The organism is Enterobacter cloacae complex sp. P12RS (genome assembly GCF_014895875.1).
In the GTDB taxonomy this organism is placed as follows: domain Bacteria; phylum Pseudomonadota; class Gammaproteobacteria; order Enterobacterales; family Enterobacteriaceae; genus Enterobacter; species Enterobacter bugandensis.
Window position 1 is genome coordinate 17,856 of the sequence record NZ_JADBQO010000010.1, and the last position, 13,763, is coordinate 31,618.

Sequence of the window (13,763 nt, forward strand, 5' to 3'; positions counted from 1 at the left end):
ATCACCCTGTCGAGAGGGAAATGAAAAAAAAGCGCCCGCGTGAAAACCGGAACACTGCAATGCCTGAAAATGGAAACAGGGTTCTGATATTGGCTTTCCGTTAGCCGTTATTTAACACAATGATATCAAAACAGTTACCTGGTGATTTGGCGCTGAGAAAAAATCGGGTAGCATCAATCCTCACCTGACAATCCCCTTTGTAAAATATGGTTTTTCCTCATTTGATAAACCCGACGGATAGCTGGTCAATACGCCCCAGGTTTTTTATCATAGTTCTTTCCCGTTTGCCCAGGTCTGCTCCGTGCACGAGATATTCACTATGCTGCTGGCGGTTTTTGACCGTGCGGCATTAATGCTGATTTGCCTGTTCTTCCTGATTCGCATTCGCCTGTTTCGCGAGCTTTTGCATAAATCCGCACACTCGCCGAAAGAGCTGCTGGCGGTTACCGCCATCTTTTCCCTGTTCGCACTGTTCAGCACCTGGTCCGGGGTGCCGGTAGAGGGTTCGCTGGTTAACGTGCGCATTATCGCCGTCATGTCCGGCGGAATTTTGTTTGGCCCGTGGGTGGGTGTCATCACCGGCGTGATTGCCGGGACCCATCGCTACCTGATTGATATCGGTGGCGTAACGGCAGTGCCATGCTTTATCACCAGCATTATCGCCGGGGTGCTTTCCGGCTGGATCGGCCGCAAGATCCCCAAAAAACAGCGCTGGCGCGCCGGGATTGCTGCGGGCATGGTGTGCGAAACGCTGACCATGATCCTGGTCGTCGTCTGGGCCCCCACCACCGCGCTGGGGCTGGATATCGTCTCGAAAATCGGTATTCCTATGATCCTGGGCAGCGTCTGCATCGGTTTTATCGTGCTGCTGGTGCAGAGCGTTGAAGGGGAAAAAGAGGCCAGCGCCGCCCGTCAGGCCAAGCTGGCGCTGGATATTGCCAACAAAACGCTGCCGCTCTTTCGCCACGTTAACGCGGAGTCGCTGCGCCAGGTCTGCGAGATCATCCGCCATGACATTCACGCTGACGCCGTCGCCATTACCAATATCGACCACGTGCTGGCCTACGTAGGCGTTGGAGAACACAACTATTGCGACAGTGATGACACCATTAGTCCGACCACCAGACAGGCGATTAACTACGGAAAAATCATCATTAAAAACAATGATGAAGCTCACCGAACGCCGGAAATTCACTCGATGCTGGTGATCCCGCTATGGGAAAAAGGCGTTGTGACGGGCACGCTGAAAATTTATTACTGCCACGCGCATCAGATCACCTCCACGCTGCAGGAGATGGCCATTGGCCTGTCGCAGATTATCTCTACTCAGCTTGAGGTCTCCCGGGCAGAACAGCTGCGTGAGATGGCAAATAAGGCAGAGCTGCGCGCGCTGCAGAGCAAAATTAATCCCCATTTCCTGTTTAACGCGCTCAACGCTATCTCCTCTTCCATTCGTTTGAATCCGGACACCGCGCGCCAGCTGATTTTTAACCTGTCGCGCTATCTGCGCTACAACATCGAACTGAAAGATGACGAGCAGATCGATATTAAAAAAGAGCTTTATCAGATCAAAGACTATATCGCGATTGAGCAGGCGCGCTTTGGCGACAAGCTCACGGTGATTTACGATATTGATGAAGAGGTCAACTGCGTGATCCCGAGCCTGCTGATCCAGCCGCTGGTTGAAAACGCGATTGTTCACGGTATTCAGCCCTGTAAAGGCAAAGGGGTGGTCACCATCAGCATCACCGAAAGCGGCAACCGGGTGCGAATTGCGGTACGCGATACCGGCCACGGGATTGACCCAAAAGTCATTGAGCGCGTGGAGTCTAACGAGATGCCCGGGAATAAAATCGGGCTGCTGAACGTGCACCACAGAGTCAAGCTTCTCTACGGCGACGGGCTGCATATTCATCGTCTTGAACCAGGCACTGAAATCGCTTTTTACGTCCCGAATGAGCGCTCCCCTGTTCATGCGGCGACATCTTTATTACCTCAGGGTGAGTAATATGAAAGTCATCATCGTTGAAGATGAATTCCTGGCTCAACAGGAACTAACCTGGCTTATCAAAACCCACAGCCAGATGGAGATTGTGGGTACGTTTGATGATGGTCTGGACGTGCTGAAGTTTCTGCAGCATAACCGGGTTGACGCGATTTTTCTGGATATCAATATTCCCTCGCTGGACGGCGTGCTGCTGGCGCAAAATATCAATCAGTTTGCCCATAAGCCGTTTATTGTGTTCGTTACCGCATGGAAAGAGCATGCCGTAGAAGCCTTCGAGCTGGAGGCATTTGACTATATTCTGAAGCCTTACCAGGAGTCGCGAATTGTCAGCATGCTGCAAAAGCTGGAGGCTGCATGGCAGCAACAGAGCGCTCCGGCTACCGCCAGCCCGACGATACGGGAAAACGACACCATTAATCTGGTCAAAGATGAGCGCATCATCGTGACCCCGGTCAACGATATCTACTACGCCGAAGCGCACGAAAAGATGACGTTTGTCTATACGCGGCGGGAATCGTATGTCATGGCGATGAACATTACCGAATTCTGCAGCAAGCTTCCGGCAGCCCACTTTTTCCGTTGCCACCGTTCGTTTTGCGTCAATTTAAACAAGATCCGCGAGATCGAACCGTGGTTTAACAACACCTATATTTTGCGCCTGAGGGATTTGGATTTTCAGGTGCCGGTGAGCCGCAGCAAAGTGAAAGAGTTCCGCCAGCTGATGCACCTGTAACGAAAGAGCCCTCTCCCGCGGGAGAGGGTAATGATGCATCAGAGGATTTGGCCGAGAACCTGACGCAGATGGGCACCCGAACCCAGAAGGCCTGGGTTATCATGCACGATGAGATAAACGGGAATGTCCTGTACGTAGCTTCTGAAACGCCCTTTATCTTCAAACCCGCCGCGGAAACCGGAGGCTTTAAAGAAGTCGAGGAAGCGCGGCACGATCCCGCCCGCAATATAGACCCCGCCAAAGGTGCCCAGCGTCAGCGCCAGGTTGCCGCCGAACCGTCCCATAATGACGCAGAACAGCGAAAGAGCGCGACGGCAGTCGATGCAGCTGTCCGCCAGCGCGCGTTCAGTGACGTCTTTCGGCTGCAGGTTTTCCGGCAGACGACCGTCCGATTTCACAATCGCACGATACAGGTTCACCAGCCCCGGCCCTGACAGGACGCGCTCGGCGGAAACGTGGCCGATCTCCGCGCGTAACTCTTCGAGGATAATGCCCTCTTCTTCGCTGTTTGGCGCAAAGTCCACATGGCCGCCTTCACCCGGCAGGCTCACCCAGCGCTGAGCAACATGCACCAGGTGCGACACGCCCAGGCCGGTACCGGCCCCGTAAACCGCAATCGGCTTGCCTTCGACCGGTTCAGCGCCGCCAAACTGAATCAGGTGCTCCGGCTTCAGCATCGGGATCGCCATGGACACCGCGGTGAAGTCATTGATGATTTCCAGATGCGCAAAACCGAGATTCTTTTTCATCTCTGCGATGGAGAATGCCCAGGTATGGTTGGTCATTGCGACCCAGTCGCCGGTTATCGGGCAGGCAATGGCGATGCAGCCGTCCTCGACGCTCACCTGATGCTCTTCCAGATAGACGCGAACAACGGCCTCAAGGCTTGGGTAATCCAGCCCTGAGTAGGTTTTCGCCCGGGAAATTTCACCGCTACTTACATCGCATAATGCGAGACGCGCGTTCGTGCCGCCCACATCGCCTACCAAAGCATACTTTGTCATTCTTCTACTGCTCCGCTAAAGTCAGAATAAATCTTTCGGACACTGTAAATTCAAGGCGTGATAACAACAACGACCGGAAGGTGAATGCCCGTGGATTATCGATCTTCGTCACAGAATAACTTTACCGTTTCAGCACCTTTTGCACTATTGCCATAAGGCTTAATATGCAAAGTAACGTCATTGCATTTTGTACAAGGAAATCATCATGCTCCACCCGCGAGCCAGAACCATGCTGTTGCTGGCAATTCCGGCGCTGATCATTGGCGTGGCCTCAAGCCTGGTCCTTATCGTCGTGATGAAAATCGCGTCGGTGTTGCAAACTCTCTTATGGACAGCGCTTCCGGCAAAACTGGGGGTCACCGCGGATTCTTCGGCGTGGATCATCCTGATGCTGACGTTAACCGGTATTGCGGTGGGTCTGGCGATCCGTTTCAGTCCCGGCCACGCCGGACCGGACCCGGCGCTGGAACCCCTTATTGGCGCCCCGGTTCCCCCCTCTGCACTGCCGGGGCTGATCGTCGCGTTGATCGTGGGCCTGGCGGGCGGCGTTAGCCTGGGTCCCGAGCATCCGATTATGGCGGTGAATATTGGCCTGGCGGTGTTCCTCGGCGCACGCATTCTGCCTCGCGTCGGCGCGCTGGACTGGACCATCCTCGCCTCCGCAGGCACCATCGGGGCGCTTTTTGGCACGCCTGTCGCTGCTGCCCTGATCTTTTCTCAGACGTTGGCCAGTGATAACGACGTCCCGCTCTGGGATAAGCTGTTCGCTCCACTGATGGCCGCGGCTGCCGGCGCGCTGACGACAAGCCTGTTTTTCCATCCCCATTTTTCCCTCTCTCTGCCGCACTACGGAGAGATGCGGATTGCAGATATATTCAGCGGCGCCATCGTCGTCGCGATCGCCATCGCGCTGGGCATGGTGGCGGTATGGTGTCTTCCGCGCCTGCACCGGCTGGTGCATAAACTCAAACATCCGGTATTGATTCTGGGAACAGGTGGGTTAATCCTCGGTGTTTTAGGGGCAATTGGCGGAACGGTGACCCTGTTCAAAGGTCTGGACGAGATGCAGCAGCTGGCCTTCAGCCAGGTGTTTAGCGTGTCCGATTACCTCTTGTTTGCCGTCATCAAGCTGGCGGCGCTTGTCGTTGCTGCAGCGTGCGGTTTCCGCGGCGGGCGTATCTTCCCGGCGGTGTTTGTCGGCGTGGCGCTGGGGCTGATGCTGCACGAGCATGTCGACGCGGTTCCGGCGGCGATTACCGTATCCTGCTCTATTCTGGGGCTGGTACTGGTGGTGACGCGCGATGCATGGCTGAGCCTGTTTATGGCGGCGGTGGTGGTGCCGGATTCGACGCTGTTCCCGCTGCTCTGCATCGTGATGTTGCCCGCCTGGCTCCTGCTGGCGGGCAAACCGATGATGATGGCCTGGCGAAACGACAAATAATCAGGCGCTATTGCGCGCTTCCAGCGCTTTGGTAATTGCTCCCAGCAGCGGCGGGATATCCGCTTTTGGCAGCATCACCTCAATTAGCGAGAGCCGCTCGTGGTGCGCCACTTTTTCCAGCACGTCCGCCAGCTGCTCCGCTTCACTGACTTGCCAGCACTGGGCCTGAGGATCGAGGCTCAGGGCCTGCGGGATTTGCGTCCAGTTCCATAGCGCAATGTCATTGTAACGCTGTTCCGGCCCGTGAATTGCCCTTTCAACCGTGTATCCTTCGTTGTTGAGCACCAGAATGATGGGATGTTGTTTATCACGCAACATTGACCCGAGCTCCTGAATGGTCAGCTGTGCCGCGCCATCCCCCGTCAGCACAATCACCCGCCGGTTCGGGCATGCCGTTTGCGCACCGAACGCCGCGGCCAGGGTGTAGCCGATCGAGCCCCACAGCGGCTGGACGATAAAATTCACGTCGGCAGGCAAACGCAGGTCAATCGCGCCGAAGGCCGAGGTGCCCTGATCGGCCAGGATGATGTCTCCCGGGCGAATAAACGTTTGCAGCGTTTGCCAGAAATTCTCCTGCGTAAGCGAGCCGTCCGGCTGAGGGAAATTCATCGCGCTGTGCGATGCCGGAACAGGCTTATCGTGAATATGCTGTTTGCACAGCTCCAGCAGCGCTTCAATGGCCTGGGCCATCGGGATGCCGGTAAACCAGGTATCGCCGACGCGGGCGGCATGAGGCTGGACTTCTATCGTCTGTGCAGGCGTTAACTGATGGGTAAACCCGGCCGTCAGAGTATCGGTAAAACGCGTGCCGATGCACAGCACCGTATCCGCCCCCTCTATCGCCTCTTTTACCGGACCGGCACTGGCTGAACCGCTGTATGTACCGTAAAAACCGGCGTTACGTTCGTCGAATATGCCTTTGCCCATCAGCATCGTGGCATGCGCCATCGGCACATCCTTCACCCACTTCTGCAGCGCGTGCTTCAGCCCATGGCGCAGGACAAGAAAATCCGCTAACAGCGCGGTACGCTTACTCGCTGCCAGTTGACGCTCCGCAGCATCCCGGAACGCTTTCAGGCAGGCGCTATCGGCATGCGCATGCCGAAGCGTGAGAGCGTTTACAGGCGGCGTAGCGGCTTTTTTTGCCACATCGGCAGGTAACATCAAATAGCCGGGGCGACGTTCCCGGAGCATCGTCGTCAGTACCCGGTCGATTTCATAACAGGCGTTTTGTTCGGTCAGGATCGCCTGTGCAACGGTGATCGGCTCGCTCATATGGTAAAAGTGACGGAACTCACCATCGCCCAGCGTATGGTGCAGCAGTTCCCCTCTTTGCTGAGACGCCATCCCCGGCGCGCCAACAATATGCAGCACCGGAACGTGCTCGGCATAGCTGCCCGCAATGCCGTTCATGGCACTTAATTCGCCGACGCCAAACGTCGTCAGCAGCGCGGCGAAGCCCTTACAGCGGGCATATCCGTCAGCGGCATAAGAGGCGTTTAACTCGTTGGCACAGCCCACCCAGCAGATGTCCGGGCTGTCTATTACGTGGTCGAGAAACTGCAGGTTATAGTCGCCCGGCACGCCAAACAGATGATCGGCTCCACAATCTGTAAGACGGTCCAGCAGGTAATCGGCGACGCAGTACGGGGTACGCATAAACAGGTATCCTTCTGATGTTGACCTCACTTTGAGTATTAAATAAGCGTGATGGCTGTCCAGAATTGGCGATAAGAAGGCTATGGAAAGAATGCTTTACAAAAAATGCTGAGCTATGCTGCTTTTTTTCACGTTAATGTAAACGTATACACTGATTTTTCTCTTCAGCACGAGAGGTCATACGAATGGGTTATCAGCCGGACAAAAATCGTTATCAGACAATGGAGTATCGCCGCTGTGGGCGAAGCGGACTCAGGTTGCCCGCGGTCTCGCTGGGGCTGTGGCATAACTTTGGTGACGCCACGCTCATCGAAAATAGCCGTCAACTTTTACAGCGCGCGTTCGATCTGGGTATTACGCATTTCGACCTTGCCAATAACTATGGTCCCCCGCAGGGGTCCGCCGAGCGTAATTTCGGCCGTATTTTGCAGGAGGATTTCCTGCCCTGGCGCGACGAACTGATCGTCTCCACGAAAGCGGGATATACCATGTGGGACGGCCCTTACGGCGACTGGGGATCGCGCAAATATCTGCTGGCAAGCCTCGATCAAAGCCTGAAGCGCATGGGGCTGGAATATGTCGATATCTTCTATCATCACCGTCCGGACCCGGAAACGCCGCTACAGGAAACCATGAAAGCGCTTGACCATCTGGTGCGCCAGGGCAAAGCCCTGTATGTCGGGTTATCCAACTATCCTGCCGAGCTGGCGCGAAAAGCGATTGATATCCTGAATGACCTGGGCACGCCCTGCCTGATCCACCAGCCGAAATACTCGATGTTCGAACGTGCGCCGGAAGAGGGTTTGCTGGATGTTCTGCAGGAAAAAGGGGTCGGCTGTATTCCCTTCTCGCCGCTGGCAGGGGGACAGTTGACCAACCGGTATCTTAACGGTATTCCCGCCGATTCCCGTGCGGCAAGCGGCAGTCAATTCCTTAACCCGGAACAGATCACCGAAGAAAAGCTTGAGAAGGTGCGCCAGCTAAACGCCCTGGCAGAAAGCCGCGGCCAGAAACTCTCGCAGATGGCGCTTGCCTGGGTGTTACGCCATGAGGAGGTCACGTCGGTGCTAATCGGGGCCAGCAAAACGGCTCAGATTGATGATGCCGTGGGTATGCTGGAAAACCGCCAGTTTACCGCAGAAGAACTTTCTCTAATTGACCAGATCCTGAGCAGTTCAAAATAAAACCACTTTTAGCAAAAAGTGCTCTTCCTCGGGAATTCGGAGTTGAGGCGATGAAACGAGCCTTTACCAACTCGTAATATTGCGTTAACAGGCCCCACGAAGGCCCCGATCGTGAAGGAGAAAGAGTATGTTCAGGTCACTGATTCTTGCAGCGGTATTACTGGCTTCAGCCCCGCTGGTCGCCACTGCTGGCGAAATCACCCTGTTGCCATCAGTAAAATTACAAATTGGCGATCGTGACGACTACGGCAGATACTGGGACGGTGGCTACTGGCGCGACCGTGATTACTGGCATCGTCACTATGAGTGGCGCGGCGATCGCTGGTGGAAACATGACAACGGCAGACACCGCGGCTGGTATAAAGACAACGCCTATGAGCGCGGTTACCGTGAAGGCTGGCGGGATCGTGATGACCGTCGCGGCTGGGGTCGCGGCAAAGGTCATGGTCACGGCCATCATCATTAATCCAAAAGGAGCCCCTGCGGCTCCTTTTTTGTTAAAGACCCAGCGCGGTTCCCACCAACAACCACAAGTTCAGCGCCACGACTACCAGCACGATGGCCCACCCGGTCCGTTTCACCAGCGTCGAGTTGACCAGTTCCCCCATCAGGGTTTTGTCGCTGGTAAAGATCAGCAGCGGCACCAGCGCCAGCGCAATACCAAAGCTCAGCAGCACCTGGCTCATCACCAGAATTCGCGTTGGATCGAGCCCCATCAGAATCACGATAAACGACGGAAGCATGGTGATAAAACGACGCACCCACAATGGAATATGGAAGCGAACAAATCCCTGCATCACCACCTGCCCTGCCAGCGTCCCCACCACCGTGGAGGAGAGACCGGCGGCAACCAGGCTCAGACCAAATATCGTGGCAGCAGCATGGCTCAGTAACGGCTTGAGCGTGAGGTAAGCCTGGTCGAGATCGGCGACACCAGTATGACCGTTAAAGTGGAAAGCGGCGGCTGCGGTGGCCATCATCGCCAGATTCACAAAACCCGCGATGGTCATGGCGATTGCCACATCCCATTTGGTTGCCGAGTAGCGTTCTTTACGCGTCCCGCCGTGCAGATGCTGGGTTAACGAGGAGTGCAAATAAATGACATGCGGCATAATGGTCGCCCCAAGGACCCCGGCGGCCAGGAAAACCGCTTCCGAAGTTGGCAGGCTTGGGATCACCATGCCTTTTGCGAGCTGCGCCAGATTCGGCTGTGAGAAAATCAGCTCGACGATGTACGCCGCAGCAACAAACAGCAGCAGGCCACCAATGACCTTCTCCAGTGGTTTTTGACCCCGACGTTGCAGCATCAGGATCAGGAATGTGGCAATCCCGGTCAGCACCGCTCCCTGTAACAGCGACACGCCCAGAATCAGCTTAAAGCCGATCGCTGCCCCGATAAATTCAGCGAGATCGGTTGCCATGGCGATAATTTCCGCCTGAACCCAGTAGAGCCACACCGCCGGACGGGGATAATGATCGCGAATTTGCTCCGCCAGGTTTTTACCCGTGGCAATCCCCAGTTTTGCAGAGAGCATCTGAATCAGCATCGCCATCAGGTTTGCCCAGACGACCACCCACAGCAGCTTATAGCCGAAACTGGCCCCGGCCTGAATATTGGTCGCAAAATTACCCGGATCGATATAGCCGATGGCAGCAATAAAAGCAGGTCCCATTAATGCGAACCGCAACTTGCGCGCGGCTCTACCACTGCTACCCTCTACGCGACTGTTTGTCATTATCTGCCTCTGGAAATATAGCCTTTGCTATGTTTAATGCTATCAAAATGAGAATGATTATCAAGATCATTTAGAGAGTTTAAAATGATTTCTCTGATAGCTAAGAACAATAGATGGGCAGGTGGTGCGACATCACAGAATGTGAAAATGCGCGGTCATTTGTGAAGCGTAGCACACAAACTTAACTTTTCACTCATTTACCTAACATAACAAAAATGTATTGTGGATCACTAATTTTGAGACTCGTCACAGGATGTAACTATAGTGTGTCCCTGATCTCGTTTTCTTTTCGCTTGTTACATAGAATGTGCACGAAAATTAAACCTGCCTCATATTTGGAGCAAATATGGACCGCGTCCTTCATTTTGTCCTGGCACTTGTTGTCGTTACTGCACTCGCATTGCTGGTCAGCACAGACCGCAAAAAAATTCGTATTCGTTATGTTGTCCAGCTGCTGGTCATTGAAGTTTTACTTGCGTGGTTCTTCCTGAACTCCAACGTAGGCCTCGGCTTCGTGAAAGGCTTCTCCGAAATGTTCGAAAAACTGCTCGGATTTGCCAACGAAGGGACAAACTTTGTCTTCGGTAAAATGAACGACGAAGGTCTGGCATTCTTCTTCCTGAAGGTACTGTGCCCAATCGTCTTCATCTCCGCGCTGATCGGTATTCTGCAGCACATCCGCGTTCTGCCGTTCGTTATTCGTGGCATTGGTTTCCTGTTATCCAAAGTAAACGGCATGGGTAAGCTGGAATCTTTCAACGCCGTAAGTTCCCTGATCCTCGGTCAGTCTGAGAACTTCATCGCGTATAAAGATATCCTCGGCAAAATGTCCCGTAACCGCATGTACACCATGGCGGCAACCGCAATGTCTACCGTTTCCATGTCTATCGTGGGCGCGTACATGACCATGCTGGAGCCAAAATATGTGGTTGCAGCGCTGGTTCTGAATATGTTCAGCACCTTTATCGTTCTGTCGCTGATCAACCCGTATCGCGTTGACGCCAGCGAAGAGAACATCCAGATGTCTAACCTGCACGAAGGTCAGAGCTTCTTCGAAATGCTGGGTGAGTACATCCTGGCCGGTTTCAAAGTGGCGATTATCGTTGCCGCGATGCTGATCGGCTTTATCGCCCTGATCTCCGCACTGAACGCCCTGTTCGCCGCTGTGCTGGGCATCTCCTTCCAGGGCATCCTGGGCTACATCTTCTACCCTGTCGCATGGGTGATGGGTGTTCCAGCTCACGAAGCGCTGCAGGTGGGCAGTATCATGGCGACCAAACTGGTTTCTAACGAATTCGTTGCGATGATGGATCTGCAGAAAATCGCCAGTACGCTCTCTCCACGTGCGGAAGGCATTCTGTCCGTATTCCTGGTCTCCTTCGCGAACTTCTCGTCCATCGGTATTATCGCCGGTGCGATTAAAGGCCTGAACGAAGAACAGGGTAACGTGGTTTCTCGCTTTGGCCTGAAACTGGTTTACGGCTCCACCCTGGTGAGCGTCCTGTCAGCTTCTATCGCTGCGCTGGTTCTGTAACGTTTACCGTTAAAAAAACCGGGAGACTTGCTCCCGGTTTTTTTATGCCCGCAATTCTTCCAGCGGTTTGGGTTTGCCTATCAGGTAGCCCTGGAGATAGTCCACGCCGAAGCGTAGCAGCATCTCCCGCTGCGCTGGCGTCTCAACATATTCGGCCACCACGCACAGTGATTTCGTCTTCGCCAGATTACATATCGACTGGACGATCATTGCGTCCATATCATCAGTACAAATATCTTTCACGAAACAGCCGTCAATTTTAATGATGTCTGCCTGCAGGCGTCTCAGACGCTCGTAGTTGGCGTAGCCGGTACCAAAATCATCGATGGCAATCCTGAAACCGTAGTCCCGCAACTGCTGAATGTTGTGGATGCTGCAGCCGGAATTGGAGAAGGCCTGCTCTTCGGTGATCTCAATCACGACAGCCTGAGGCGCAACGCCGTACCGTTCAAAGAGCGCACAAATCTCAGTCGCCACCTCATTTTGCATCAGCGTAAGCGGCATCAGATTGACAGAGAAACGGGCGCCAGCCTGCGTCGCTGGGTGATCGCGCAGCCACAGCAATAATTTTTCCATGACGCACATATCAAACCGGTGGCTGAGGTTGAACTGGGCAATCAGGGGAATAAAGCGGTCAGGGGTGATGATCTCGCCCTCGCTCTCCATACGCGCCAGAATTTCGTAGTACCCGCTACCGTCCGCCTTCTGGATCGGCTGCGCATACAAATGGAACTGCCCCGCCTCCAGGGCGTGCTTAATCCGCGCCAGCATCAGGACACGCTCCGTTGTTTGTCCTGATGCAGCTTCCAGGCTATTCGTCAGCGCAAGAACGTTGTGTGCTCCGCAGGATTGCTCGGCCAGCCAGCTCAGTTGCCCCAGCGTGTGGTGCAGTTTCTCACCGTTTTCGACCATTCCCCAGGACGCGCCAAATTCGATATCCAGCCCGGTATTGTTCCAGAAAATCTTACGGCTGTTCAGCCGATCAACCATATGCTGGAGGCGCTCGGCCGTTCCCTGCCCAAGCAATACCAGCACCAGCTCGCTTCCCGGCAGCTGGAAAAGCGTCTCATCTTTTTGCAACAGCGGCTGGAGAGAAGACGTGATCATTCGTTTGCAGTGCACCCGCATGAGAATGCCGTAATGGCGACTTAAAAACTCCAGATTATCCATTCTCAGGCAACACACTTTGGCATCCGGGTGGTCGAGGAGAAAATCTTCCAGCGCACGAATGTTGGGTAATCCGGTCAGCGGATCGGTGAGCGCTCTGTCCTGCCAGCCCTGCTTCAACCATTCGCTTCGCTGATAGATACGCGACATATAAAGCAGGCAGATAGCAAAAGAGATCAGTACCGACAGGATAAAGGAGAGCGAATGGCCCGACTCCACTCCGTTAAGAAAGTTGTAATTGTAGGTCAACAGCAGAAGCGCAGAGGTGGCCCACAGCAGAGAGATAAGCGCGTAGCTCAGACGGCTAATCGCTAACGTAAAGAGAATGAAAATAATCGGCATCAAATAGCCCGCAATAACAGGCGACTCAAAAGGCGCACATAAAATTGCGATGATGGCGATTAACAGCATCAGCCAGACGAATATATATAATGATTTCTTGTGTAAAAACACGGGCTTCACACTTCGCCGCCAGAACTTGATGGCATAACGAGGATTAATAATCATTCTTAACGGATAATAGAACATCATGGTAAAAATCATCGCCGCGCATATCAGGCTTTGAATATCAACAACGTTATAAATTACCGTTCCTTCGCCGAAAAAAGTTGAGATTGTGACCGGAAAATCAAAGAAATAGCCAGCGAGATACATCGACATTTTAATGCCTATCGGCACCATAAAGCCGAGCCAAAATATGCGTAACCCAATGTGCCTGTTGGGCATACAGTAGCGCCAGCGCCGGCCCAGCAGAAGGCGCAGAACACCGCAGGCAGCGAATACGGAGAGAGTCTGACAGAACAGTAATACTGAATATTGTAGCGGTGCTAAATTAACGTTAAATATATTAGCAACCATAAAACTTATCAGAATAGGCAGAATACCGCGGCGCCCCAATAACAGCATAATCGCTAGCATAACGCTTAACGGGAGCCACGCTAAATAAACGTCGTGTTCATTAACAATTGCACGCGGGGAGAGATAACGGGAAACGGGAACCGCAATCAGACAGATCGCCAGAGCAATTATAAATATCTTTACATTATTATACGATTTTCTATTCATTAAGCTGGGGAGATTATTATCCGTTCATATCATTGACCGCATGGATAATAGGTTTATTAATTACGCGAATCAAGTTGAAGTCTATTTATAGACTGATTTATTGATTTCGGTTGAGGTGAGATATGGAAAAAAACCATTTTGGCAACAAAATACGTTTAGGGGTGTTACAAAAACATAAAAAAAACCCTCGTCTTTTGACGAGGGTTTAAAATTTTGGTGGAGCTAAGCGGGA

At 53.5% G+C, this 13,763-nt stretch carries 10 protein-coding genes and 1 tRNA gene (1 of these 11 only partly in view); 6 read left to right on the forward strand and 5 right to left on the reverse strand.

The window, feature by feature from the left end; translation table 11 throughout:
* The first annotated feature begins 301 nt into the window (after positions 1–301).
* Positions 302–2,008, forward strand: a complete 1,707-nt coding sequence (locus tag IM284_RS08375) for a sensor histidine kinase (protein ID WP_047368048.1) — start codon at positions 302–304, stop codon at positions 2,006–2,008.
* 1 nt (position 2,009) lies between these two features.
* Positions 2,010–2,741, forward strand: coding sequence for a LytTR family DNA-binding domain-containing protein (locus IM284_RS08380; protein ID WP_047368049.1), 732 nt, complete (start codon positions 2,010–2,012; stop codon positions 2,739–2,741).
* Positions 2,742–2,779: 38 nt separating this feature from the next.
* On the opposite strand, the gene glk is transcribed toward IM284_RS08380, so the two are convergent.
* Complete coding sequence (gene glk, locus IM284_RS08385; RefSeq protein ID WP_028013981.1) at positions 2,780–3,745, reverse strand: glucokinase; 966 nt, start codon at positions 3,743–3,745, stop codon at positions 2,780–2,782.
* Between the two features lie 205 nt (positions 3,746–3,950).
* On the opposite strand from glk, the gene IM284_RS08390 reads away from it, so the two are divergent.
* Positions 3,951–5,186, forward strand: coding sequence for an ion channel protein (locus IM284_RS08390; protein ID WP_041908826.1), 1,236 nt, complete (start codon positions 3,951–3,953; stop codon positions 5,184–5,186).
* Here IM284_RS08390 and ipdC read toward each other — a convergent pair whose 3' ends face one another.
* Positions 5,187–6,845 carry an indolepyruvate decarboxylase gene (gene ipdC, locus IM284_RS08395; RefSeq protein WP_193055769.1) on the reverse strand — a complete coding sequence of 553 codons (1,659 nt, stop codon included), beginning with the start codon at positions 6,843–6,845 and terminating at the stop codon, positions 5,187–5,189.
* Between the two features lie 185 nt (positions 6,846–7,030).
* On the opposite strand from ipdC, the gene mgrA reads away from it, so the two are divergent.
* Together mgrA and IM284_RS08405 are read left to right on the forward strand one after the other, a co-directional pair.
* Positions 7,031–8,029 carry an L-glyceraldehyde 3-phosphate reductase gene (mgrA, locus tag IM284_RS08400; RefSeq protein ID WP_193055770.1) on the forward strand — a complete coding sequence of 333 codons (999 nt, stop codon included), beginning with the start codon at positions 7,031–7,033 and terminating at the stop codon, positions 8,027–8,029.
* 127 nt (positions 8,030–8,156) lie between these two features.
* Positions 8,157–8,495, forward strand: coding sequence for a DUF2502 domain-containing protein (locus IM284_RS08405; RefSeq protein ID WP_041908820.1), 339 nt, complete (start codon positions 8,157–8,159; stop codon positions 8,493–8,495).
* A 31-nt stretch (positions 8,496–8,526) separates the two neighbouring features.
* Here the strand turns inward: IM284_RS08405 and IM284_RS08410 are convergent, their stop codons facing one another.
* Positions 8,527–9,765 carry an Nramp family divalent metal transporter gene (locus IM284_RS08410; protein WP_047368052.1) on the reverse strand — a complete coding sequence of 413 codons (1,239 nt, stop codon included), beginning with the start codon at positions 9,763–9,765 and terminating at the stop codon, positions 8,527–8,529.
* A 346-nt stretch (positions 9,766–10,111) separates the two neighbouring features.
* Here IM284_RS08410 and IM284_RS08415 point away from each other — a divergent pair, with 346 nt between their 5' ends.
* A complete protein-coding gene (locus IM284_RS08415) occupies positions 10,112–11,299 on the forward strand; it encodes a NupC/NupG family nucleoside CNT transporter (RefSeq protein ID WP_008501591.1) in 1,188 nt (395 codons plus the stop codon).
* Between the two features lie 42 nt (positions 11,300–11,341).
* Here IM284_RS08415 and IM284_RS08420 read toward each other — a convergent pair whose 3' ends face one another.
* A complete protein-coding gene (locus tag IM284_RS08420) occupies positions 11,342–13,531 on the reverse strand; it encodes an EAL domain-containing protein (RefSeq protein ID WP_047368053.1) in 2,190 nt (729 codons plus the stop codon).
* Between the two features lie 214 nt (positions 13,532–13,745).
* Positions 13,746–13,763: transfer RNA gene (locus tag IM284_RS08425), tRNA-Ala, on the reverse strand; it runs 148 nt beyond the window's last position.

Excerpts from the sequence above, each read along its gene's own strand:
- IM284_RS08380 (WP_047368049.1), top strand. The coding sequence starts at position 2,010 with ATGAAAGTCATCATCGTTGAAGATGAATTCCTGGCTCAACAGGAACTA.
- glk (WP_028013981.1), bottom strand. The coding sequence starts at position 3,745 with ATGACAAAGTATGCTTTGGTAGGCGATGTGGGCGGCACGAACGCGCGT.
- IM284_RS08390 (WP_041908826.1), top strand. The coding sequence starts at position 3,951 with ATGCTCCACCCGCGAGCCAGAACCATGCTGTTGCTGGCAATTCCGGCG.
- ipdC (WP_193055769.1), bottom strand. The coding sequence starts at position 6,845 with ATGCGTACCCCGTACTGCGTCGCCGATTACCTGCTGGACCGTCTTACA.
- mgrA (WP_193055770.1), top strand. The coding sequence starts at position 7,031 with ATGGGTTATCAGCCGGACAAAAATCGTTATCAGACAATGGAGTATCGC.
- IM284_RS08405 (WP_041908820.1), top strand. The coding sequence starts at position 8,157 with ATGTTCAGGTCACTGATTCTTGCAGCGGTATTACTGGCTTCAGCCCCG.
- IM284_RS08410 (WP_047368052.1), bottom strand. The coding sequence starts at position 9,765 with ATGACAAACAGTCGCGTAGAGGGTAGCAGTGGTAGAGCCGCGCGCAAG.
- IM284_RS08415 (WP_008501591.1), top strand. The coding sequence starts at position 10,112 with ATGGACCGCGTCCTTCATTTTGTCCTGGCACTTGTTGTCGTTACTGCA.
- IM284_RS08420 (WP_047368053.1), bottom strand. The coding sequence starts at position 13,531 with ATGAATAGAAAATCGTATAATAATGTAAAGATATTTATAATTGCTCTG.